Raw genomic sequence first — 24,469 nt, forward strand, 5'->3', positions numbered from 1 at the left:
TTAAGCGATATAGTCTAGCTATTGGACTATATCTTATTGAATTTTGGTCTATCCTTAACTGAACAATTTAACCTTTGGTTCAAAACGCCTTTGAAAACCGCAACGTTTACTGAAAAACGAAAATTTATCGTGAAGCTTGGCAAAATGCTTCATAAATACGGTACACCTGCATACCGACTAGAAGCGCACTTAATGGAAGTTGCGACTTACCTCGGTTTGAAATCATCTTTTGTTATGTCGCCAACATCAGTGACATTTGTTATTTGGACAGATGGGCACGAAGAAGAGTACACCCATGTTGCGCGTGTTGATCCGGGCGATCATGACTTAGGCTCGCTTGCAGATACCGATGACTTAGTAAACAAAATGCTTAATGGCGAGCTGACACTACAAGAGGTCGATAAACAGCTCGATATTATTTACACCATGCCAAACCCATATAATAAATTTATGACTGGCGTTGCGTTTGCGACTTCGGGTGGTGCATTTGCCATGTTGATGGGTACTAGCTGGAATGATGTATTTTGGTCAGCGCTTATTACCTTAGTGGTGTATTTATTTGTACTTTGGTCAACACGCTCTAAACGTGTTGCCCATATGCTTGAACCATTAGTTGCCATCGTATCGGCGATTATAGCCTGTGCTATTAGTGTCTATATTGACGCCCAAATTAACATACGACTAGTGGTACTTTCTGCCATCATTGTGTTTATACCCGGCTTAGCATTAGCCCTAGGTTTGGCAGAGTTAGCGGCAAGGCATTTAGTATCTGGTACAGCTCGGGTGATGGACTCATTCATGCTGCTGTTTAAGCTGTATTTTGGCGCCTTTATTGGTATTGGTATTGGTTTTGCTATTTTTGGCCAAAGTGACTTTGTGCAACCTGAGCCTTTACCCAAATGGACAGCTTGGCTAGCTATATTCATGCTATGTAGCAGCCTAATCGTGATTTTTAGAACCAAGCTAAAGCATGCTGTTTGGTCTATTGCATCTGGCTTCATAGCGTATGGCACAAGCATTGGTTCAGCCATGTACCTAGACTACACATTAGGCACATTTGTAGGCGCATTAGCCGTGGGCGTTTTTAGCAACTTATTCAACCGCGTTGTCAATGCTCCAGCCTCTATTGTAGCTATGCAAGGACTGATCGTATTGGTACCTGGTAGTAAAACCTATATTGGCTTGAACTCACTTATTGAAGGCCAAGATTTCGTTTATGCAGACCATATTGGCCAGCAAACATTTTTGATTTTCATGTCATTAGTAGCGGGGCTTATCTTTGCTAACGTCGCGCTGCCACCGAAGAAAAGTTTATAACTTACTAAGCCCGAGTTTCTCGGGCTTTTTTACATCCTCGTTTTAATAAGCCGACTTTGCTTATCAGCAACAAACTGATATAACTCTAAGTGCATGTGGTAAAAATAAAAAGGATTTATTCAGTGATAAGATTGGCTTGGCTGTTATGCAGCTTTTTCGCATTCAATGCGTTTGCAGAACCCCAGTGTATTAACTGTCATCAAAGCCAAGTTGAAGATTGGCAAACATCCCATCATTTTCATGCTATGGAAAAAGCCACTCCCACTACAGTGCTTGGTAATTTCAATGAGCAAACCCTTGACTACCAAGGTCAGCGAGCACGCTTTTATCAACAAGACCAACAACTTTTTATAAGCATGCCAAACCTTGATGGCAAGCTGACTGACTACCCTGTTTTATACACATTTGGCTATGAGCCATTGCAGCAATACATGTTTGATATGGGCCAAGGCCACATTCAGCTGTTTCCATTTGCATGGGACTCACGCAGTAAAGCACAAGGCGGTCAGCGCTGGTTTGTACTGCACCCGGAACAAAAAAAACACGACCTATTTCATTGGTCGCAAAAAGGCCAAAACTGGAATCACATGTGTGCCGATTGCCACTCAACTGATTTCAAAAAGCAATTTGACCTTAAAACGAATAGCTTTGATTCGAGTTATTCAAGCATTAACGTGAGCTGTAAAGCGTGTCATGGCGATCCACAAGCTCATTTAAAATGGGCTGATGGCGATAGCAGTATTGCCGATAAGGGCTTTACTCATAATATTAAAAAGCAAACTCCGCTTTTTACCCAAAAAGCCGATGGCAGTATGCAAAGCGTGCAGCCACTGGTAAAAAGCGAGCAAGTGCAAGTGTGTGCAACCTGTCATGCTCGCCGCTCACAGCTTGATGACCGCAAAGACCCACATAGCTTTTTACAAAGCTTTCAAGGCTCATTACTCACTCCTGAGCTTTATCACGTTGATGGTCAAGTGTGGGACGAAGACTATGTTTGGGGTTCATTTTTACAAAGTAAAATGTTCAATGCAGGGGTGACCTGTAGTAACTGTCACAACCCTCATTCGGGTAAATTAAAGCTACCGGGCAATCAAACCTGTACGCAATGTCATAGCCAAGAAGTGTTCGATACGCCGAAACATCACGGTCACAAAGTGGCAAGTACTGGTAGCCAATGTGTTGATTGTCATATGCCTGCCACCACCTATATGCAAGTTGATGCAAGGCGCGACCACAGCTTTCGGGTACCACGCCCAGATTTAACATTAAAAACAAATGCTCCAAATGCCTGTAATAGCTGCCATGAAGACAAGACGCCGCAGTGGGCGGTTGCCAAAATAAAAGACTGGCATCCAAATTCAAAACACCTTGGCACTGCGCATTTTTCTGAGGCGTTTTATGCTGCCGATAACCGTTTACCTAATACCTCAACCATGCTGACCAAAATAGTGCAAGATAAAAGCTTTCCTGAGATTATTCGCGCTTCAGCATTAGGCCGCTTAGCAGCAAGCCCAGATAACAACGCTGTCGTTGCGATTGCTCGCTCAGTAAAAGACAGCGAACCATTAAAACGCCAAGCCGCCATTGAAGCGGCGATGCCATTTGATATCAATCAGCGCTGGCGTTTATTAAACCCGCTTTTAGATGATGAGCACTTACCCATCAGAGCCGAAGCTGCAAGAGCACTGGCGGCCATGTTAACTCAGCCGTTCCCTACGGGGCTCAACGAGCAAGACAGCAAACGCTTAAATGCAGCCCTTGATGAGTACAAAGGCATTCAACAATACCAAGCAGAGCGTGGCTATTCCCATACCAATTTAGGTAATCTGGCGCTTACACTACAAAACCCAGCGCAAGCCAAAACACATTACCTACAAGCAATCAGTGTTGAGCCTATTTTTGCTCCTGCTTATGTCAATTTAGCTGATTTATACCGAAACCAAGGCGATGAAAAAGCAGCGCAAGCCATCTTGAAACAAGGATTAGACGTTAATGCAGAAAGCGGCGATATTCATTATGCTCTGGCAATGAGCCTTATTCGCACAAAACAAAAAGACACCGCCCTTACACATTTACAAAAAGCAGCACAGTTTGCACAAGAAAATGCAAACTATCAGTTTACCTACGCACTGCTATTACAAGATTTAGGCAATATGCCAGCTGCAATATCAGCCCTTGAGCGCGCTTTTAATCTAACACCGAATAACCCAGATATCAGCTACAGTTTGGCGCAGTGGTATGTGGCAGAAGAAAACTACAGCCAAGCGCTGTTTTATGCCAGAAACCTAGCCCGCTTGGTACCGGGTAACCAGCAAATTGAGCAGTTTGTGAAACAGCTCGAAATGATGAATAGTATTAATCATTAAGCATTAAAAAAGGGCCAAGTAGGCCCTTTTCAACTTAACTTATGGTCAATAATTAATGACCATAGTTTAGTGATTTTGCTTTTTCGATTGCTTCATTCACGTTAAGAGACGCTGACTCTTGACGCGGTGGGAACTCTACAAAAGATTGTACATGTTCGTTTAACTTAGCAATGATTGGCTGTAGCAACCAGCTCTTACGCATGATTTGGTGGAAACCTGTTACTCCATCATAGTGCTCTAATGGATCTTTACGTAAGTTAAATAGTTTAGGCATGCTATGAGTTACCATGTCTTCGTAATATAAGCCATTTGGTTTAGTCGCAAAGTGCATTTTCCATGGACCAAAACGCACTGCTGTAAGCTGAGACTCATAGTAATAGAAGAAATAGTTACGTGCAGACTTATCCGCCTTACCTGTCCAATAAGCTAGGTTGTTTTCACCATCAATATACACTTTGTCTGACTTTTTAAGCTTTTCACGTAAGTTCTTTTCGCCTAATGCAGCCGCAATTGTAGGGAAAACATCTTCATGCGATGAAATACCATTTAGCTTTAAGCCTTTTGGTATTTTGTTTGGCCAACGAACTAAGAAAGGCACACGTACACCACCTTCCCAGGTTGTCATTTTTTCACCGCGGAATTCAGTTGTACCTGCATCTGGCCAGCTTGATTGCTCAGGGCCATTATCACTGGTGTAAATAACAATGGTGTTATCGGCAATTTTTAGCTCATCAAGTTTATCAAGCAGCTTGCCAACATGGCCATCATGTTCAATCAGGCCACTACCAAATACGTCTTCTTCAGAGCTAATACCCGTCGCTAAATGACGGCTTTCTGGTTTTAAGTGTGTGTAAACGTGCATACGACTAGACGCATGCCAAATAAAGAATGGCTTTTTCGCCTTAACTGCACGTTCCATAAAGTTAAGTGAGCGCTCTAACACTTCTTCGTCAAAGGTTTCCATACGTTTGCGAGTAAGCGGGCCTGTATCGATAATTTTGCCATTGGCGTAAGATTCGATAACACCACGTGGACCAAACTTTTTCACAAACTCAGGATCTTTTGGGTAATCCGCTTGTTCTGGCTCTTCAGATACATTGAGGTGGTACAAGTTACCGTAAAATTCGTCAAAGCCATGCTTTGTTGGTAAGTGCTCATCTAAATCACCTAAGTGGTTTTTACCATATTGCGCAGTCATATAACCGCGATCTTTTAAAAATTCAGCTAGCGTAGGATCGGCTTCTTTTATGCCAAGTGGGTTACCTGGTTGGCCCACTGTTGTTAAGCCTGTTCGAATTGGTAATTGCCCCATTAAAAACGCAGCACGACCCGCTGTACAACTAGGTTGTGCATAGTGATCTGTAAACAATGCACCTTCGTTAGCAATGCGATCAATATTAGGGGTTGGGTAGGTCATACCGTGCGAGTATGCACTGAGTGAGATTGGGGCAACGTCATCAACCATAATGGCTAATACGTTCGGTTTATCTGCAGCAAGGCTTACCGTTGAAACCAAGCCACAGATAGCTGCCGCTATTAGTTTTTTCATAAATCATCCCTTTTCATTAATAGTACTTTTTACTCTAGATGAGCAGCTTTCAGTATAGATTAAAAAACAAACCAGTCTAGTCTCTAAAAGCGGCAAAAACGATTTAAATCAAATTTCCACAAAAATCACACATTTTTATTAAGCCACTGAAAAACAATAGCAAAACAATACTTAAGTGCTTTTTGATTGCCTCGTTTTATTTACTGAGGCTTGTTCGATTTTTGTTCTCGCATTTGTCACTATTTTTATGCTATTTTTATTTTAGAAAGGAATAAATTGATGCCTCTTTAGATAGAGGCTGAAGTCGAGAATTTATTAAGCTAAAAGTATCTAATTTCAACTTATATAAACTAAAAAAACATTAATTTTTCAAACTTTTGTGTAAGGAAAACACATGACTTCTCTTCGATTCCCCTCTTTACTAACGCTTATGATTGCAGCTTCGAGCCATGCGGCTGAGCAAAAAGAAGTACAAGACATGTCAGACCCTCTGGCCGTTTATACTCAAGTAGGAGTTGGCGCTACAAATAAAGGGCTCAATTTCAAAGTTGGCCAAGCATACGATACGGGCATAGCAACAACTGCCGGCATGAATGTGTTTGAAGTAAAAGGCATATATGGCGATGCGCTAGGCTGGGAGAGCGATAGCAAAACGACAGATTCAATTGACTCATTCCGCTTTCGAAACTTCTCAGTTGACTTAAGCACTATCAGTGCAACACAGATTGATGCCAACTATAACCTAAATGCCAACCTTGTTGCTGACGAAAGTATGGATGTTTCGTATAGCTATATAAAAGCACTAAAACCTATGGGGCGTTTTACCTTTTACCCGTTAGCTGGTGTGGGTGCATCGCTCGGTGAAAATACGTTAGAAGATGATGGTAGTCGTGACAGTGGTTATTCCATTATGGGAGCCTATGGTTTAGTGGGTATGTATGCAAAAATTACTATTAACGATAAAATTTGGCTTAACTACAATCCATTTTGGCTAACAACTATCGGCGGTAGCGATAACTATAAAGACCACTACTACGGTCTAAACCAAAGCCATATTTTGACTCATGAATTTGCAGCAAGTTACCAAATTAACCCGCGTATGAATCTACGCTATTTCGCAAACTGGAATGAAAACGTTGACTTTATAGATGGCGATCATCGTCTCGAATTTAATTATCAGCTATAAATTAAAATTTGAAATATCAAGAAACAACAAGGTAAGGGATTAAGTGAAAAAAGTTGTACTAATAAATATGCTTACAGCAAGTTTGCTAAGCACACAAAGCTTTGCATCAAGTTACGATGAATATGCAATAAAACCTGCAGAGCAGCAATTAAGTAATCAACAACAAAAAGTTGATGAACCCATTTCATTTTTACCCATACCGACTTTTATTACAGAGCCAGCTGTAGGGCCTGGGCTTGGTGTTGTTGGCCTTTTTTTTCATGATAACGAAAAGAAGGCCAAAAAGAAGAAAAAAGAAGGCTCTACCCTACCACAAAGCATTAGTTTAGTGGGCCTGATGGGCACTAAAAATGGTACCAAAGGCGGTGCTGTTGGCCACATTACCTTTTGGGATGAAGACCGAATTCGCTATCAAGGGATTGTTGGCTGGGCGAGTATAAACCTTGATTTTTATACCTTCGACGAGATCAAGCTACTCACACCATTATCGTTGAATATTGAAGGCCCAGCGGTGTTTCAAAACCTTAAGTTACGCTATGACGACAGTAACTTCTTTTACGGCTTTAAACAGATTTATCGTAAAGTAGAAATAAGCTTAGCCGAAAACCCTATCGAAGATTTTCTGCTCGAAAACAATATAATCAAGGACCACCTTTCACTTGATGTAAATACGTCAGGTATTGGTCCATTAATAGAATACGATAGCCGAGATAACCCCCTTAACCCTGAGCGCGGTTTTAATTATAAGGCCGAATATTTATATTATGATGAGGCAATTGGCAGTAAGGTTGATTACACGAGCTTAAAGCTTACCGCCTTAAATTACTGGCGTTATACCGATAAATTCAACTTTGCTCTGCGCATGCAGTATGACTCAGTTAACAACCGTGGTGAAAAACGCTTACCGGTTTATATTCCGCCAAGTATTAGCCTTCGCGGTGTGTCTGCAACTCGCTATTAAGGTCTCGATGTATTTGTTACCGAAGCAGAAGCGAGCTATAAAATCACTCACAAAATAAAGCTCAATGTGTTTACTGGTATGGGCTGGGCAGCCGATAACTTTTCTGACTTATCGAAAGCTGAAACCATAGATACTGTAGGTGCAGGCTTTCGCTATTTAATTGATGAACATTACGGTATTAGTATCGGCTTAGATGTAGCCCATGGCCCTGAACAGAATGCAATTTACATTCAGGCGGGTTCTACTTGGTAATCCAAACTAATACTTTTGTTATTATTTTAACGACCAATTAAACCTAAAGATTGAATTAATTTATTTCACTGCTATCATCAATAGCTCAATAAATATTCAGGGATTGAACGGATGCATAAAAAAGTATCAACCAATCATTATCCATTCAAAGATTTTAAACCCCATGGTCTCGTAGAGTTTTATCAACGTGAGCATGTGCTTTTAACTACTGCCACAGGGCCTTTCAACGAAGAGATTATTGACGCGCACTCTTTTATGCAAAAAGATTACATCAACAAACTCAGCGCTGATTATGGTCAATGGTTTGAATTGGTTGAGTTTGAAAATTCATGCATGGCAACCCCCGGGGCACTTGAAAAACTAATGGTGTATTTTGTTGAGCTTCGACGTAAAGGTATTGCGCCAGCCAAAACAGCCTTAGTGATAAAAGAAGGGCTTGAAGGCGGTAGCTTGTTGAGTGATACCTACTGCAATTTGTATAAACGAGCTGGCATGGTAATGAGTGTATTTAAGTCAAAAACGGCGGCTCTAAACTGGTTAGCAGAAGAGCCTGCTACAGAATTAGCTTGTTAATACCATTTATTTAAAAAGTGTTGCTCTTCTTCACGTAAGGTCAACACTTCAACTCCCTCCCTCAGGGGTCTACCAAACTCTTCGCTAAAGATACTGCTTAATTACAACTCGGCTATCATTTGAACAAGCACTGGCACATTGTCCTGGCACAATCACATAAACAGGTCTAGTAAACTGACTGGCGTTTTTTGACAAGTTTAGAGCTGTAAAGATGAGTGATGAGTAAAGCGTCAAGCGTTTCATAAAAATCCATTTTAAGTAGTTATTATGTTTAAAAAACACCCTATTTAATCACTAAGGCATTGTTGTGGCAATAAAAAACAATTCACATGCTAATAGATTAAAAAAATTCATCTATCAGGTTTATTTTAATCGTTTGTCGGTTTAGAAGGATTACTCTAAAGTTAACCCATCAGCGCTTTTAAGCTAAACAGCTTCACACCATTGAGAGTGTTTGCGCTAACCGAATTGTTGTCACAAAAAGTCTAGCTTGTGTGTTCTCTGGGCTTTTTATATACCGAGTTACTGCACACGCGGTAACTCAACCAAATTGTTGTCAAAAGCTTAGTTTGTGTGTTCTCTAAGCTTTTTTATTCCGAGTTACTGCACTTGCGGTGACTCAACCAAATTGTTGTCAAAAGCTTAGTTTGTGTGTTCTCTAAGCTTTTTTATTCCGAGTCACTGCACTTGCGGTGACTCAACCAAATTGTTGTCGAAAAGCCTGGCTTGTGTGTTCGCCGGGCTTTTTTATGCCCGCTATAAAATAAAAACGCCACTAGATGTGGCGTTTGGGTAGTTTCGACAACAATAAGAAATTGCTTTTAAAAGAAGCCCAGTGGATTCTCACTGTAACTTACTAATAGGTTTTTAGTTTGTTGGTAATGATCAAGGGCGAGTTTATGTGTTTCGCGGCCTATACCTGACTTTTTATAGCCGCCAAACGCAGCGTGTGCTGGGTACATATGGTAGCAGTTAGTCCAAACACGGCCCGCTTCAATCTTACGACCAAAGTGATAAGCACGGTTCATGTTTCGACTCCACACACCAGCACCTAAACCAAATTCTGAGCTATTAGCAAGGGCTAATGCTTCGTCTTCATCTTTAAAAGTCGACATTGAAATTACCGGCCCAAAAATCTCTTCTTGGAACACGCGCATGTCGTTAGTGCCTTTTAATAGTGTTGGTTGAATGTAGTAACCGCCGTTAAACTCATCAGACAGTTGCTCCACTTCGCCGCCAGCGAGGACTTCGGCCCCTTCTTGTTTACCAATTTCGATGTAGCTTAGAATCTTATCAAACTGAGCTTGTGATGCTTGAGCACCCACCATGGTTTCAGTATCAAGTGGGTTACCCCGTTTAATTTGTAAAGTTCGGGCAAGAACACGCTCAATAAATTGCTCGTAAATATCTTCTTGAATAAATAAACGCGATGGACACGTACACACTTCACCTTGGTTAAAGTACGCAAGTACGGCTCCTTCAATCGCTTTACTCAAAAATTCATCGTCTTTTTCCATTACATCGTTGAAGAAGATATTTGGCGATTTACCACCTAGCTCGACCGTCGAAGGAATAATATTATCAGCAGCACATTTTAAGATATGTGAACCCACTGGCGTTGAACCTGTAAAGGCAATCTTCGCGATTCGAGTACTGGTTGCCAGCGCTTCGCCCGCTTCTTTACCATAGCCGTTTACCACATTTAGAACACCTGCAGGCAATAAGTCACCAATCACTTCAAGTAGCACTAATATAGATGCTGGCGTTTGTTCAGCTGGTTTTAAAACGATACAGTTACCCGCAGCAAGGGCTGGTGCAAGTTTCCATGCAGCCATCAACAATGGAAAGTTCCAAGGAATAATTTGCCCTACTACACCTAGTGGCTCATGAAAATGATAAGCCACCGTGGTTTCGTCTATCTCACCGATTGAACCTTCTTGCGCGCGCACACAACCTGCGAAATAGCGAAAGTGATCAGCCGCGAGTGGCACATCTGCCGCAAGTGTTTCACGAATTGCTTTACCGTTATCCCAGGTTTCGGCCACTGCCAGCATTTCTAGGTTTTGTTCAATACGATCGGCAATTTTTAATAAGATATTGCTACGCTCGGTGACCGACGTTGTTCCCCATGCCGCTTTTGCATCGTGGGCTTTATCAAGTGCCAGTTCGATATCTTCTTTTGATGAACGAGGTACTTTACAAAACACTTTACCGTTTACTGGGCTGATGTTTTCAAAGTATTCTCCTTTTACAGGGGCAATCCATTGGCCACCAATATAATTCTCATACTGCGCTTTAAAGTTAACTTTTGCGCCTTCACTACCTGGATTTGCATAAATCATAATGTGTTCTCTCTTCAAATTGTTGTGTTTTATTTAGCATTGACTAAATTATGCGGTAGGTTATTGTTTAATGAACCGCTAACAGTTGAAGTTAGCTCAGTTACTGAAAACACACTTGATTCCTAGTCCAGACTTTTTGACTATTTGTCCAGAATTTAGGACGACAGCGAGGCAACAATGAACACATCAGTTAGCAATAGAAGTTTAGATAAAAAACGGCAACGTATTGATGTGCTTATTGAAAATAAAGTCAGTTTTGCGGGCGAACATGCTGAATTAAGTATTTACGACACCTATTTAGATGCCCAAAAAGTGGCGTTACATTCCACTGAATTATTATTTTGCGGCATGATCAGCGGTAAAAAAATCATGCATGTCGCCGACAGTGATTATCATGAAGAGTTTTTACCAAACCAGTCATTTGTACTTGCCCCAGAGCAAGGGGTGCTAATCGATTTTCCCAATGCATCTCTCAATCAGCCAACAACCTGTTTAGCGATTGAAATCAGTATCGATAAAATAAGCCAAGTAGTTGATGCTCTTAATTTTAACCAGCAAATTACCCAGGATGACTTTTTTCAATATCAAGCCAAGTTAGTGCACGCCCAGCATAATCCGCAAACTCAACAACTGCTGGAGCGCATGATCACTCTATTTAGTGAAAATGAACAACACCGCGATTACTTAATTGATCTATCACTCAATGAACTCATAACCCGTCTGTTACAGCAGCAAAGCCGAGACTTAATGATAGCAAGTTGTAAGCAAGGCAAGCTCGCAACCCCATTAAGCCATGTAGTAAGTTATATAGAACAGCATCTTGCTGAGAATATTGATATTGATGTGTTATGCAAGATAGCGTGTATGAGCCGCAGTAAATTTTATCAGCAATTTAAGCTGGCATTTGGTGTTACACCAGCTCTTTGGCAACAACAATTACGCTTACAAAAAGCGTATAAATTGCTCGAAAAAGGCGAGGCGATTAGCCAAGTTTGTTACCAATTAGGCTTTAATAACCCAAGCCATTTTAGCCGTGTATTTAAACAAGCCTTTGGCGCAACACCTAAGAGCATTGCTAACCATTAAGCTCTGGATTGCGATGAGAATAAACGCGATAAGTTAAGGCAAGTAGAATACAAATGGCACTTGGCACATAAAGCGCCGCAAAGCTCATTTTTGCAAATAACCATGCCCCTGCTAAGCCGCCAAAAATAAACCCTAAAATGATTAGGCCAAACAGTTTAGCCTTACGTTTATCAAGTGCCTCGCCACGTAAAACGCGGCCAAACATAATACCTAAATCAGTGAAGATACCCGTTACATGGGTGGTACGAACAATTGCACCACTGTAAGTTGTTGCTAAGGCGTTTTGTAAACCACATGCCGCAGAGGCCAAAAAGTGCCCGTAACCCGAGCCATTAAACAATAACCAAAGTGCGCCCAATAAAAGCCCTGCTTCAATCAATAATGCCGTGTCGTAATGACGACCTAGTTTAAGTGCTGAACTATGCAGCAAGAACCCAGCAATACCAGACCCAACTAAAAATGACAGTAATACACCTAATAAATGTAAAGCATCAAGGCTATTGCCATGCATGAGATCTGCGCCAAGCAAGGTTGCAGTTCCTGATAAATGGGATACCGCTTGATGCTCAAAGCTAAGTAAACCAACCGCATTCACACACCCAGCCACCAGCGCCAAAATAAATGCGCCAATCTCAACCCATTTTGGTAACTTAGAAATCACTCACTATTCGCCTTTTTCTCACACTCGTACTCATTCTTTTATGGTACGCCTATTTTTATGACTAAAAACACTTTTTTTCGACTCTTTATATGGTAATTTACCATTAAGTAAATCGATTAAGAACCTACAATGACAAAGCCAAAAACTTGGACGCTAAAAAGTATTGCCAAAGAGTTAGGCGTTTCAAATGCCACCGTATCAAATGCGTTTAATCGTCCTGATCAATTATCGAAAGCACGCCGCGAAGAAATTTTGGCGGCCTGTAAAAAGCTTGGCTATTTTGGCCCAAACAAGGCGGCGCAATCATTACGCCGAGGCACCTTTAATATTGTTGCTTTAGTATTGCCAGACAGCGTTGAATATATGGTATCAGATCCGGTTGCTAGCAGCTTTATGCGCGGTGTATCGGCGGTGCTCGAAAAAAATGGCATTAATCTTTTATTATTTTCAGGTAACAACGATAACCTAAATAGCGTAGTCGATTTTGTTGATGGCTTTATTTGTTATGGTCGCCCTCGTAATAAACAACTTGTTGAACAGTTAAAACAGGTTGCCAAGCATGTTGTAACGGTTGATTTTAACATCGGTCGTGATGCCTCTGTAAACGTAAATAACCAACAAGCCAGTTTCGATATTGCCAAGCATGCACTACAAAAAAATGATGATCGGGTTGCTATTTTAGGCCTGCGCTTACTCGATAACGACGTATTATGCCGAGTATACGAACATCATGAATTTGAAGCCGGCCAGTCGATTGCTCATCAACGACTGCGTGGTTATCACCAAGCAATCAGCGACGCAGGCATCACCTTGGGTGATGATAGAACATGGAATATTCCAGAAAGCAGTGAACGCTTTGCCAGCATTGCCGCCAAAGAAGCGCTTAGCAGCACTCCAAGACCAAACGTACTGTTGTGCATGAGTGATTTAATCGCTCTTGCTGCCATGCGCGAAGCATTAAAAATGGGCTTATCGATTCCTGAAGATGTCAGAATTGTTGGTTTTGATGGCATAGATGAAGGCCAACGATTTGTGCCAAAACTCACCACTGTCCATCAAAATAGCGAAGAAAAAGGCCGCATTGCTGCGACCTTGTTTCTATCGAAAGAGCAGCAAACAGCCGAAATCGACTATCAACTGCAATTGGGTCAAAGTAGTTAAGCTAAAAAGTCAGCCAAATCAACAATGTTCTGTTCGCCGTCTCGGTGATCAACAATGATCACTTCGCGGCTAGCGAAGTCAACTTTTAACTCGATTGAGCTGGTATCATCATGCCAGCTTAAACGACACACACTGCCTTCACCTTTAGCAATAAACTCACCGTTAAATGCTGGGTGCTCATTACGTAATTGAATTAGCTTGATTAAACCTTTCACCACAGGTTTAGCAAGCGCAGCATCAATGTCTTGCGCATTTAAATAAGGACGATTGATATCACGACCTACATTGGTGCGAGCTAATAATTCCATATCGTTTTCACAAGCGAACAGGCCACCATAATAAACTTGTGGAATACCTGGCGCGAAGAACTGTATTGCACGCGCTAATAAGTAATCAAAGTCATCTGCACCCAAGGCATTGTAGTATGTGCAGTTAACTTGATATAAATCGACATTACTTGCTGCTGCACCAGTTGCTAAGCGGCTTTGCCCTTCACTCTTTTCATGAATGGTTTCAACCAAGTTATCAATTTCTGCTGCATTTAATAAACCCGGTTTATCACCCATTGGGCCTGCGTCAATGATGCCAATGCCATCATGGGTATCGAGTACCGTTAAACAGTTTCGCGGCGAAATGGTTAGCCAATTCAGTAATGCTTGCGCATCATTGCTAAACAAGCTGTGTAAAATAAGGGGTGGTAAAGCAAAGTCATAAACCATATTTACACGCTTTGCGACTTCAACCTGAGTCTGGAAATGACTGTGGATCTCGGCAATGGTTTCCATACCCGCTTCATTAGCTTGTGCCGAAAGCTTATTTAAATACTCAAAAGTTTCATCCAACATAAAGCAGTTTGTACCAGCCTCTTTAATCGCATAGCCTGCCGCATCTAAACGAATAATGTTGACATTATTATCAGCAAACTTGCCAAGCACCGTATTTAAATACTCGATACCCGCCGTTGATTTCACATTAATATCAATTTGGTTATCGGTAAATGTGGTCCAAAAATCATAGGTTTGGCCATCACCACACGCAATAGGTGTAAAGCAGCTACCCGGACGCGGACGGTAAATCGCTTGTTGCTCAGCCTCAGACATGCCATTTGGGAATACATCGTCTTTGGTTAAAAATAAATCCCAAAATTCAGATTGCTTGCCTTTAGCGAGTACATCTTTAAATTGGAAAGATTGTGCTGAAACGTGGTTAACAATTAAGTCAGCCATAAGGTCATAGTTTGCACCAAGCACGTTAATATCGTCCCAGCTACCAAGGCGCGAGTCTACTTCACTATGATCAATAGGATCAAAGCCAGCATCACTGCCATCAATCGGATTATAAAATGGCAACAAATGTACACCTGCAAACACATTGTTAAGTGGGCCATTTAATAAATTACTTAATTCATCAATACCTTGACCAGTAATACGGTCTGCGTAGGTGATTAATTGCACTTTATTGTTGATCATAATTGTTAATACCAAGTTGAAACTTAATCGATTAAGATATATCTTTAACCACGACAGCAAATTATTCAAGCAGTTTTTATAGTTTTTATACACTAATATACATAGTAAAGGCGCAGACCTTTCGGTGGGGATACAACAATGAATAGAACACACGATCCTTTGCAAACCATTAGATGGCTGACATACATGATGTTTTTTATGTTTGCGATGACCTCTGATGCGGTTGGTATGATCATTCCTGAGCTTATCGAAGAATTTAATTTAAGCATGACCCAAGCCAGTGCTTTCCATTATGCACCTATGGCACTTATTGCTTTTAGTGGCCTGTTCTTAGGTTTTTTGGCCGACAGTTTTGGTCGCAAGCAAACCATCATGCTGGGACTCGGCATATTCACCATTTGTTGTTTTCTGTTCGCCGTTAGCAGTAGTTTTAGCATATTTGTAGTGCTGCTTAGCTGTATTGGTCTTGCTATTGGGTTATTTAAAACCGGTGCTTTGGCGCTGTTAGGTGATATTTCTAAAAACAATTTAGAGCACACAAAAACCATGAATTTGGTCGAAGGCTTTTTTGGTGTTGGCGCCATTGTAGGCCCTGCCCTTGTCAGCTTTTTAATCACCCAACAGGTAAGCTGGACATACCTTTACGTTATCGCTGGGGTTTTATGTTTAATTTTAACCTTAATTGCTTGGCGTGCAGATTATCCTAAACCTAAAAAGCTTGAAGAACACGCCAAACCAGCCTCTCTTGCAACCACCATGAGTATGATGAAAAATCCATATGCACTGGGCTTTTCGTTAGCGATTGCCCTTTATGTTGCAACCGAAGTGGCTATTTATGTGTGGATGCCTACTCTACTTGGCGATTACAACGGCCCTTGGCAATTACTGGCAACCTATGCACTGACCTTATTTTTCATTTTACGCGCTGCTGGGCGTTTCTTAGCGGTATGGCTTTTAAATCACTTAAGCTGGCAAGCAGCAATGCTGTATTTAAGCTTAGGAATTGCACTGTGTTATTTAGGCTTAATCTTCGGCGGCGTTGATTGGGCGGTGTTCTTACTCCCTTTATCTGGGCTATTCATGTCGATGATCTACCCAACTTTAAACTCAAAAGGGATTTCTTGCTTTGCGGTGCAACAGCACGGTGCAGTTGCTGGGGTTATTTTGTTTTTTACTGCCCTTTCTGCGGCAGCAGGCCCATTATTAATGGGTGTGATCAGTGACTACTTTGGCCACATTCGTTACGGCTTTTATCTCGCAACAGGTTTCGCATGTATACTGTTTTTAGCCATGCTATATAACTACTTACGAAACCCTGCTGAGCAAGCTTTAGCGCAGCACAGTGCATTAAGCCACTAAATAAAAATCGTTAAAAATCAATTATCGAACATAAATTGTGCAAGTTTTTCGCTAAAAAGACTTGCACTGTGTAAAATTATTGTTATCTTTACTTAATCGATTAAGATAGCAATTTAGACAACAAACCATCTGGGATTGAGACGAGGCACATTATGACAACACACAAACATGCCCTTTATACATTAAGCGCGCTTGCATTAGCAGTAAGCCAAAACTTACACGCAGAAGAGCAAGCACAACCTGAGGCTAAAAAAAGCGGCCTTGAAACTATCGTTGTAACCGGTGTACCACGCCGTACAACCATCATGGCATCAAGCTCATCGGTTAGCAGTGTTACATTAGCTGAAATTGAAGTATCAACACCTCGTTCTACTGCAGAAGCATTTAGAACAATCCCGGGTGTTCGTTCAGAATCAACAGGTGGTGAAGGTAACGCAAATATCGCGGTACGTGGTTTACCGGTTGCATCGGGCGGTGCTAAATTTTTGCAACTACAAGAAGATGGCTTACCAGTTATGCAGTTTGGCGATATTGCCTTTGGTAACGCAGACATTTTCATGCGCTTAGATTCAACAGTGCAAAGTGTTGAATCAATCCGTGGTGGCTCAGCATCAACAGCAGCAAGTGATGCCCCTGGTGGTATCATCAACTTTATTTCAAAAACGGGTGAGAACGAATCAGGCAGTGTATCGACCACGGTAGGCCTTGATTATGACTCTATTCGTACAGACTTTGAGTATGGTACTTACCTAAACGACAGTGTGCGCTATCACATTGGTGGCTTTGTTCGCCAAGGTGAAGGCCCACGTGAAACCGGTTATACATCAAATAAAGGTGGCCAAATTAAGGCAAACCTAACCAAAGAATTTGATGCTGGTTATGTTCGCGTTTACTTTAAACACCTCGATGATAAGAGCGTAGGTTACCTACCTATGCCTATGTACTCAGATGGTGATTCAATCCCAGGTTTTGATGCACAATCAGATACGCCCCATTCAGCGCTTTTCACACAAACTCTGCGTTTAAATGGTGATAACCAAATCAGCACGGGCGATATGACCGACGGTATGAACCCAGTTGTTACCTCAGTGGGTTTTGAAGCTGCATTTGATTTAGAAAACGACTGGCGCATCGAAAACCGCTTTAGAACATCATCAGTAAGCGGTAACTTTATTTCTCTGATTCCAGCTGAAGTTGCAAGCGCAAGCTCTATTGCTTCTAGTATTGCTGGTGATGGTGCATCGCTTGTTTATGCAAATGGTGGCTCAGCAGGCGAAGCCTATGGCGATGACGATTTAGCAATGCGTATTCATACATTCGATGTAACGCTAAACGACATGGGTTCAATTGTTAATGACCTTAAGTTAACTAAGTCGTTCTCTGATGACACTAGCGTTACGTTTGGTTACTTTGCATCAAGCCAATCGATTGATATGTCGTGGCTTTGGAACTCATATGTTATGGAGCTAAAAGGCGACAACGCTGCATTACTTGACGTTTACGCTGCAAATGGCGACAGCTACTCAGATAATGGCTTGTACGCTTATGGTACACCTTACTGGGGTAACTGCTGTCAGCGTAACTATGATACAGAGTACGAAACACGCGCACCTTACATTAACTTAGCTACTAAGTTTGGCGATTTAAGCATTGATGCAAGTGCTCGCTATGATTCAGGTGAAGCGCGCGGTAACTACGCAGGTGCCGTAACATCAACAATTGATATGAATGGCGACGGTACCATCTCAATTCCTGAGCAAAGTGTTGTTGGTATTGATAACGCGAACCCAAGCATTGTTAACTACGACTGGCACTACAGCTCATACTCAATTGGTGCGAACTACCAAATTGACCCAAGTTTTGCGACATTTGCCCGCTTAAGTAAAGGCGGCCGCGCAAATGCAGACCGCTTACTATTCGGTAAAGTAGAAGCTGACGGTTCAGTTGCCGAAGCCGATGCAATTGATGAAGTAAATCAATATGAGTTCGGTGTGAAAAAACGTTTTGATTCACTATCAGTATTTGCAACAGCATTCTACGCAGAAACTGAAGAGCAAAACTTCGAAGCAACATCACAAAAATTCTTTGACCGCGAGTACGAAGCAAAAGGTATTGAGGTTGAATCAACCTACTACGTAGGTGATTGGGACTTCCGTGGTAACTTTACTTGGACAGACGCAGAAATTGCTAAAGATGCGTTATCACCAGAGTTAGTCGGTAATACACCTCGTCGTCAAGCTGACCTTATTTACTCATTAATGGCAACTTACAACTTTGACAAAGGTGCTGCTGGTCTTAGCTTTATTGGTACAACAGATGCTTACGCACAAGACAGTAACGACCTTGAGTTTGATGGCTATACACAAGTGAATGGTTTTGTAAGTTACAATTTATCTGAAAACTTAAGTCTATCGCTTAACGTGAACAACCTGTTCGACACCGTAGGTATCACAGAAGCAGAAGAAGGCTCAGTACCAGATAACGACATTATCCGTGCCCGTACTATTAACGGCCGTACAACGTCGCTTACTTTAAAATACTCTTTTTATTAATTACTCTCCTCCCTCGTTTTAGCCCAGTTTTTACTGGGCTTTTTCGGCTTTAATAACCAGCTTTTCTACTACACTTAATCAAATAGTCGTAATTAACCTCTCTCTAATAAAAAACACTGATAATAAGTTAATACTTTGATCTATAATCAGCATGGGTAGGTATTAACCATATAAATTAGGAACATACATGTTTGTCTCTAGCAAAAGCCACTCTTTACTCCAAGATCAATACAACGCGCTATTAGCTGAAGTTGAGGCACTTAAAGCCGACAATCACGTATTACGTGACGAAAACGAACGCTTAGAAGCAAAATTACATCAGCAAGCTGATGATGCAGACCAACTGTTCCTTGCCAACTTATTGAATAGTTCGATTGAATGTATCACGCAAATTGAGGGCGTACGCCAAACTGTACTCGACTCATACCTTGTTATCGAAGAAGAAAGCCAAGTTACTTTACAAATAAGCCAACTATTAAACGACTCAAATAATGCCCTGCAACATATTGTCAGTGAAATGGCGAGTATGGCAGGCAAAATGGGCAGCATGACCAGTAACATTACGGGTCTGTCTGATATGGCCGATAGCATCAACACATTTGTATCAACCATTTCTAAAATCTCTGATCAAACCAACTTACTTGCGCTAAATGCCGCAATCGAAGCTGCCCGTGCTGGTGAGGCTGGTCGTGGCTTTAGCGTTGTTGCCGACGAAGTTCGTACACTTGCAACCAACACCAATAAATCAGCCCAAGAAGTATCTGATCTAGTAAAAGAGATCATCAATAAAACTGGCGAAACGGTGACCTCTGTTGAAGATATCCAGCAAAATAACACTCAGCTTTCAACCAGTTTTGATACTCTAAACAATGACTATGGTTCTATCATGAATCACTGTAGCTCAATGAAAGAAACCATTATTAATGCAGCTACACGCTCATTTGTGCAAACCGTAAAACTAGATCATATTGTTTGGAAAGGTGAAGTTTACTCAGTTGCCAATGGCACAAGTAATAAGTCGATTGATGACTTTTCAGATCACACCATGTGCCGATTAGGTAAATGGTATAATTCAGAGCAATCAAATGGCTTCAAACAACACAATGCTTATCGTCAATTAGAAGAGCCACATCGTGAAGTTCATCGCAATGGTGTTGAAGCGTTAGTCATGCTGCAAACTGGCAATAAAGACGCAGCTATTAATCACATTAATAAGATGGAAGCAGCCAGTGAACGAGTCATGCATTTACTGGATCAAATCGCCAATGGCTAATGCCTAATTACTAAAAATAATAAAACCGAGCTACGATGCTCGGTTTTTTATCTATTTAAGCTAGTTATTCAACTAAGCCTTCTTGCAGTACTGGCATAACGCCTCCTTGCTGCTCTTGGCGCTTTACATAGCTAAACAACATTAAGCAGCCAAGGGCTAAACTTGCAGCTAGCATAGAGCCAAGGGTTGCAAACCTAAAACTATAAAACTGTGCAACAACCCCTGTTGCCCCTGCCCCGCACATAACACCCAATTTAATAGCGTTCGTGTAAAACGCAGAGGTAAACCCTATTCGCTCGGGAAGCTGATCTTGTAAGACGGTTAAGCCAATGCCCGCAAAAATACCGTAAAATAGCCCATTTAAAACTTGCAACGCGATTAAGTGCCATACTTGGCTGGCAAAAAACACCCCTAAATAAAATACAATTGCACAACAAAATGCCACTGCAAGCATCGCAACTTTATTGTATTTTTTAGCAAGCTTTGCCCCATACAGCATGATAGGAATTTCTAACAGTGCCACTACCCCCATAAACAGCCCGGGTGTATGTTCAGCAAACCCTAGTTCTGTAATGCTATAAAGCGGCAGTGCCGATGAATACATAATATTACCCGTTGAACCAAGCATAATAGCTAAGCCCAGCAACCAAAATGATAAACTCGTTGCGGCTGCAGGCTCTCTGCCATTTTGCGATTTTTGAGCACTGTAGTCAGGAATAAACTTAAATGCAAAGATAAGTGCAACCAAGGCACACACCGCAGCAAAGTAAAACGAGCGGCTAAACTCGCCTCCAGCGGCTAATAAATAACCAAGCGGCGGGCCGCCGACCCAAGCAAAGGAAATAGCAGCACGTAAACGGGAATTAAAACTGGTAATGTCGATGTTCTGTTGACGCCCAGCCCATTGTCTTGCCACGGTCATCATTTGCGGAATTGCCGCATTGCCCATCGCAAGAAACAACACGCCTGCGAGCAATACTTGCCAAAATGCAGTGGCATTCGCAAAGGTCACTAACGCACACACCATACCTGATACAGCCACCATAAATAACTTTCGCGCACTGGTGCCTTGATCAGCCATGCCACCTAACCACTGACTAATAACTAACCCAGTAATGGTGACCGCCACCATATAAACACCTAAATACACGGGCGGTGTTTGCAACCCTTCGACAATGAATAAGCTCATCAATGGGTTAACAAATGCCCCCATTAACCCGGTTAGCATACTTAGAAGAATAAAAATTACACCATGCTGTTTCAGCAATGCTTTCACTCACAACCCCACATTAATACGACACGTGAACAGATATTTAAAGGGCGCAAATTATACACAGTTTTAGCGAAAACTTCATTTTGTAATACAAATAAAAAAAGCCCAGTGGGGAAACTGGGCTTTGAGCAGTGAAACAATGTTAGTCGAAGGACACTGTCACTGGGTTAGAACAAACAGTATCAGATACACAAACTTGATATTCATAGCTTGGTAACTCAGCTTTACGCTCTACATCGCGATAGAAACCACGATCAGCTACTGATTCAAGTAGTTCACCATTACGGTAGATGCTTACTTGATCAGCCACGGTTTGCCAGCTTAAATCAACACGCATAGTACCTAAACGTGTTTTGTTAGCACGTTTAACCGATAGCTCAATTTCAACATCAGATACCACAACCGTTTGCGTGAACGTATCTGTTTGACCTTCGCTATCTGTCGCAGTTAGCGTCACTTCATAGCTGCCTGCTTGTGCGTAAGTATGCATAGGATCAGCATCTGTTGATGAAGCACCGTCACCAAAATCCCACGCCCAAGCAACAATATCGTCATTGCTATCTGTGCTGGTATTAGTGAAAGTGACATCTAAACCTGATGTTTCAAATGCAAAGCCAGCTTGTGGAGGCTGCGGGCTCACTTCACCAATAGCGCTAAACGTCAGTGACCAGCTGTTTAAAGTACCGGTATCAGCAGACAGTACGTCTTTGACATTGAGTACCCAATCACCTGTCGCAACTTCGCCATTAAAATTAGCCAGCGAGTAGCTTTGTACTAGATCATCAGCACCACCGCCAGATTGGCTGTGAAGTGTTGCAGTTGTTCCTTGCGGCGACGTTAATGTGACGATTAAATCACCAATGTAAGTATGAGTAATATCAATACTTGCATCCGTTGAGAACACAGTAAGTTCATCAGCTACCGTAATCACCGAATCAATACCCGTGTCATTGTTATCTGGAATAGACACTGGTGTTTCATTTGAGAAAGTAAAGTCATTTAAGCCAACAGGGTTAACAAACAGTGACGCACTGCTTTGTTTAGCTAACTCACCTGATGTTGCATCAACAACAAAACTATAACTGCCCCATGCTGTTGCTTCTTGTGTTGGTACCGTTAGTGTAACTACATCACCAGGTACAGCTTCTGTTTGCGATAGTGTTGCGCCCGCTAAATCAGCTTGAAGTGCTAGGCTAACGACACCATCCCACTGGGCGATTGAACCAATTTCAAAGGTATATGTTGCAGTTTCACCAGCAGTAATTTGCTGTGAACTTGGCGACACCGAGATTTTGAAGCTTGGAGTCGGATCTGCTTGCTCAAGTGCTTGATTCACATTTAAGCGATTGCCAGACACTGTTTTGCCTTGCAGCGCTTCATTTTGGTCGCCGCTATTCATTAGCAACTCTTTAAGTTCAAGCGCTGATAAATCAGGGTTGATCGAAAGCACGAGTGCTGCTGCACCTGCAACATGCGGTGTTGCCATTGATGTACCAGAATAGCTAGCGTAACCATTGCCCGGTACCGTTGATAGAATTGCACTACCTGGTGCGCCTAAATCCACACTTGTTAAACCCCATTGTGAAAAGCTCGACATGTTATCTCTGTTGTCAGTACTGGCAACTGATAAAACGCTGTCATGCTCGTAGTTAGACGGATAATGAGGGTTTTGATCGTTATCAACCGCATCGTTACCCGCTGCTGCTACAAATAGAATATCGGCTTGTTCACTTGCCGTAATAGCATCTGCCAGTGCTTGGCTAAAGCCACCGCCACCCCAGCTGTTATTTAAAACACGTACATTTACGCCTTGGTTTTTAAGATCAACCATGTAATCGATACACTTAATTGCATCAGAAGTTGAACCTGTACCATCTGCACTTAAGAACTTACAGCCCGCAATTGATACCTCATGGTTCACACCAACAACACCGGTGCCATTGTTACCTGACGCACCTATTGTGCCCGATACGTGAGTACCATGGCCTTGGTCATCCATTGGATCACCTGAGTCGGTAATCGCATTAATACCGTGCACGTCATCGATGTAACCATTACCGTCATTATCGATACCATCACCCGGAATTTCGCCTGGGTTGATCCATGCGTTATCAGCTAAATCTTCGTGGCTGTAATCAATACCGGTATCAATTACACCAACAACAACTTCGCGGCTACCGGTTGAGATTGACCATGCTTCAACTGCATCAATGTCAGCATCGGCGACACCACCTGTTTGACCTTCGTTGTGTAAACCCCACAGCGACGAAAAATCAGGATCATTAGGTACACTGGCAATCGATACACGGTAGTCAGGCTCTACATATTCAATAGCAGCGTGGTTTTGTAAGCGTTTGATAGCTTCTTTGCTGCTCATACCTGCAATTTTAAATTTAGCTAAACGGCCAGACAAAATGGCTGAATAGTTATCATCAACACCATCTTTGTTGATGTCGCTGATGGTGGCTTTAACTAAGCTACGAGCATGGGCACGCATTGCAGCAGAGGTGCCTTTTTTATACATAACAAGTACTGAGTCTTCACTTGCACCAACGACGGTTGTTTTTGCTGGTGTGCTGATTTGTGCAGCACCTAAACATGGTAATAAGGCTAGGCTTAATACAGATAATTTAGTTTTCATATTTACTATCCATAATTTGTTGAACTGATCGAATCACTATGATCCGACCACCAAAGCTCATTACTTCTGAATGATGAATATCACGTGGCATATTTCATAAATGGCAAATTGCAGATAACAGGCAAGAAAAAAAATGATGCTAAGTTTAAATCCATACTTTTTTGCTGATTGAATCAATAAAAATACGTCCAATTCACACTTTTTTGTGAAAAAAGCACCCTCAATGATCCATCAATATTTCCCCAACTTTTTTACTACTTTTAAATCAAAACCCATACCAAAACCTAAACAAACACACATAACCAATTGAAAATAAATAATTTATAAAAACCACAAAAACTGATGATTTTATATTATTCCAAATCTGTCTAAAGTAATTTTCTTGTTATTTGTACGACCTCAGAGTCACAACTAACAAAGTTGCTTCATTCACTTCTGATTGTTAGCT

At 41.7% G+C, this 24,469-nt stretch carries 17 protein-coding genes; 11 read left to right on the top strand and 6 right to left on the bottom strand.

The genetic code is table 11. The annotated features are described in order from the left end of the window. Positions 1-90 precede the first annotated feature (90 nt). Both VRK28_RS03920 and VRK28_RS03925 read left to right on the top strand, forming a co-directional pair. Positions 91-1,317, top strand: coding sequence for a threonine/serine ThrE exporter family protein (locus VRK28_RS03920; RefSeq protein ID WP_082401625.1), 1,227 nt, complete (start codon positions 91-93; stop codon positions 1,315-1,317). Between the two features lie 122 nt (positions 1,318-1,439). Then, a complete protein-coding gene (locus tag VRK28_RS03925) occupies positions 1,440-3,683 on the top strand; it encodes a CDC27 family protein (RefSeq protein ID WP_332393437.1) in 2,244 nt (747 codons plus the stop codon). Between the two features lie 52 nt (positions 3,684-3,735). Here the strand turns inward: VRK28_RS03925 and VRK28_RS03930 are convergent, their stop codons facing one another. After that, the gene (locus VRK28_RS03930; RefSeq protein WP_130167682.1) at positions 3,736-5,232 is read right to left on the bottom strand and encodes an arylsulfatase; all 1,497 of its coding nucleotides are present in this window, start codon (positions 5,230-5,232) and stop codon (positions 3,736-3,738) included. Between the two features lie 394 nt (positions 5,233-5,626). Between VRK28_RS03930 and VRK28_RS03935 the strand changes: the two genes are divergently transcribed. From VRK28_RS03935 to VRK28_RS03950, 4 genes are all read left to right on the top strand, one after another. After that, positions 5,627-6,418, top strand: coding sequence for a hypothetical protein (locus tag VRK28_RS03935; protein ID WP_332393440.1), 792 nt, complete (start codon positions 5,627-5,629; stop codon positions 6,416-6,418). Between the two features lie 43 nt (positions 6,419-6,461). Beyond that, the gene (locus VRK28_RS03940) at positions 6,462-7,379 is read left to right on the top strand and encodes a BamA/TamA family outer membrane protein (protein WP_332393441.1); all 918 of its coding nucleotides are present in this window, start codon (positions 6,462-6,464) and stop codon (positions 7,377-7,379) included. A gap of 78 nt (positions 7,380-7,457) precedes the next feature. Next, a complete protein-coding gene (locus tag VRK28_RS03945; RefSeq protein WP_332393443.1) occupies positions 7,458-7,631 on the top strand; it encodes a hypothetical protein in 174 nt (57 codons plus the stop codon). Between the two features lie 111 nt (positions 7,632-7,742). Continuing rightward, the gene (locus tag VRK28_RS03950) at positions 7,743-8,204 is read left to right on the top strand and encodes a hypothetical protein (protein WP_058584677.1); all 462 of its coding nucleotides are present in this window, start codon (positions 7,743-7,745) and stop codon (positions 8,202-8,204) included. 821 nt (positions 8,205-9,025) lie between these two features. Here VRK28_RS03950 and exaC read toward each other — a convergent pair. Then, the gene (gene exaC, locus VRK28_RS03955) at positions 9,026-10,546 is read right to left on the bottom strand and encodes an acetaldehyde dehydrogenase ExaC (protein ID WP_332393446.1); all 1,521 of its coding nucleotides are present in this window, start codon (positions 10,544-10,546) and stop codon (positions 9,026-9,028) included. A 177-nt stretch (positions 10,547-10,723) separates the two neighbouring features. Here exaC and VRK28_RS03960 point away from each other — a divergent pair, with 177 nt between their 5' ends. Then, on the top strand, positions 10,724-11,632 hold the full coding sequence (locus VRK28_RS03960; RefSeq protein WP_332393448.1) for an AraC family transcriptional regulator: 909 nt from the start codon (positions 10,724-10,726) through the stop codon (positions 11,630-11,632). Here VRK28_RS03960 and VRK28_RS03965 read toward each other — a convergent pair. Further along, on the bottom strand, positions 11,622-12,293 hold the full coding sequence (locus VRK28_RS03965) for a YoaK family protein (protein ID WP_054562518.1): 672 nt from the start codon (positions 12,291-12,293) through the stop codon (positions 11,622-11,624). The genes VRK28_RS03960 and VRK28_RS03965 overlap by 11 nt on opposite strands. 129 nt (positions 12,294-12,422) lie before the next feature. On the opposite strand from VRK28_RS03965, the gene VRK28_RS03970 reads away from it, so the two are divergent. Continuing rightward, entirely contained in the window at positions 12,423-13,454 is a 1,032-nt protein-coding gene (locus VRK28_RS03970) for a LacI family DNA-binding transcriptional regulator (protein WP_063529444.1), read from the top strand. On the opposite strand, the gene gtfA is transcribed toward VRK28_RS03970, so the two are convergent. Further along, positions 13,451-14,923 carry a sucrose phosphorylase gene (gtfA, locus tag VRK28_RS03975; RefSeq protein ID WP_063529445.1) on the bottom strand — a complete coding sequence of 491 codons (1,473 nt, stop codon included), beginning with the start codon at positions 14,921-14,923 and terminating at the stop codon, positions 13,451-13,453. The genes VRK28_RS03970 and gtfA overlap by 4 nt on opposite strands. 138 nt (positions 14,924-15,061) lie before the next feature. Here gtfA and VRK28_RS03980 point away from each other — a divergent pair, with 138 nt between their 5' ends. From VRK28_RS03980 to VRK28_RS03990, 3 genes are all read left to right on the top strand, one after another. Next, the gene (locus VRK28_RS03980; protein ID WP_063529446.1) at positions 15,062-16,282 is read left to right on the top strand and encodes an MFS transporter; all 1,221 of its coding nucleotides are present in this window, start codon (positions 15,062-15,064) and stop codon (positions 16,280-16,282) included. Positions 16,283-16,434: 152 nt separating this feature from the next. After that, positions 16,435-18,834 (top strand): TonB-dependent siderophore receptor, encoded by a 2,400-nt coding sequence (locus tag VRK28_RS03985; RefSeq protein WP_063529447.1) that lies wholly within the window; start codon positions 16,435-16,437, stop codon positions 18,832-18,834. 187 nt (positions 18,835-19,021) lie between these two features. Continuing rightward, entirely contained in the window at positions 19,022-20,107 is a 1,086-nt protein-coding gene (locus VRK28_RS03990; protein ID WP_058584668.1) for a methyl-accepting chemotaxis protein, read from the top strand. A 64-nt stretch (positions 20,108-20,171) separates the two neighbouring features. Here the strand turns inward: VRK28_RS03990 and VRK28_RS03995 are convergent, their stop codons facing one another. Beyond that, on the bottom strand, positions 20,172-21,383 hold the full coding sequence (locus VRK28_RS03995) for a sugar efflux transporter (protein WP_332393461.1): 1,212 nt from the start codon (positions 21,381-21,383) through the stop codon (positions 20,172-20,174). Between the two features lie 139 nt (positions 21,384-21,522). After that, the gene (locus VRK28_RS04000) at positions 21,523-24,021 is read right to left on the bottom strand and encodes a S8 family serine peptidase (protein ID WP_332393463.1); all 2,499 of its coding nucleotides are present in this window, start codon (positions 24,019-24,021) and stop codon (positions 21,523-21,525) included. Positions 24,022-24,469 lie beyond the last annotated feature (448 nt).

It is taken from the genome of Pseudoalteromonas sp. P80D2, from assembly GCF_036680945.1.
Taxonomy (GTDB): Bacteria; Pseudomonadota; Gammaproteobacteria; order Enterobacterales; family Alteromonadaceae; genus Pseudoalteromonas; species Pseudoalteromonas shioyasakiensis.

Bases quoted from the DNA above. Each gene is read 5' to 3' on its own strand.
- VRK28_RS03930 (WP_130167682.1), bottom strand. From the start codon at position 5,232: ATGAAAAAACTAATAGCGGCAGCTATCTGTGGCTTGGTTTCAACGGTA.
- VRK28_RS03935 (WP_332393440.1), top strand. From the start codon at position 5,627: ATGACTTCTCTTCGATTCCCCTCTTTACTAACGCTTATGATTGCAGCT.
- VRK28_RS03945 (WP_332393443.1), top strand. From the start codon at position 7,458: ATGGGCTGGGCAGCCGATAACTTTTCTGACTTATCGAAAGCTGAAACC.
- VRK28_RS03950 (WP_058584677.1), top strand. From the start codon at position 7,743: ATGCATAAAAAAGTATCAACCAATCATTATCCATTCAAAGATTTTAAA.
- exaC (WP_332393446.1), bottom strand. From the start codon at position 10,546: ATGATTTATGCAAATCCAGGTAGTGAAGGCGCAAAAGTTAACTTTAAA.
- VRK28_RS03960 (WP_332393448.1), top strand. From the start codon at position 10,724: ATGAACACATCAGTTAGCAATAGAAGTTTAGATAAAAAACGGCAACGT.
- VRK28_RS03970 (WP_063529444.1), top strand. From the start codon at position 12,423: ATGACAAAGCCAAAAACTTGGACGCTAAAAAGTATTGCCAAAGAGTTA.
- gtfA (WP_063529445.1), bottom strand. From the start codon at position 14,923: ATGATCAACAATAAAGTGCAATTAATCACCTACGCAGACCGTATTACT.
- VRK28_RS03980 (WP_063529446.1), top strand. From the start codon at position 15,062: ATGAATAGAACACACGATCCTTTGCAAACCATTAGATGGCTGACATAC.
- VRK28_RS03985 (WP_063529447.1), top strand. From the start codon at position 16,435: ATGACAACACACAAACATGCCCTTTATACATTAAGCGCGCTTGCATTA.
- VRK28_RS03990 (WP_058584668.1), top strand. From the start codon at position 19,022: ATGTTTGTCTCTAGCAAAAGCCACTCTTTACTCCAAGATCAATACAAC.
- VRK28_RS04000 (WP_332393463.1), bottom strand. From the start codon at position 24,021: ATGAAAACTAAATTATCTGTATTAAGCCTAGCCTTATTACCATGTTTA.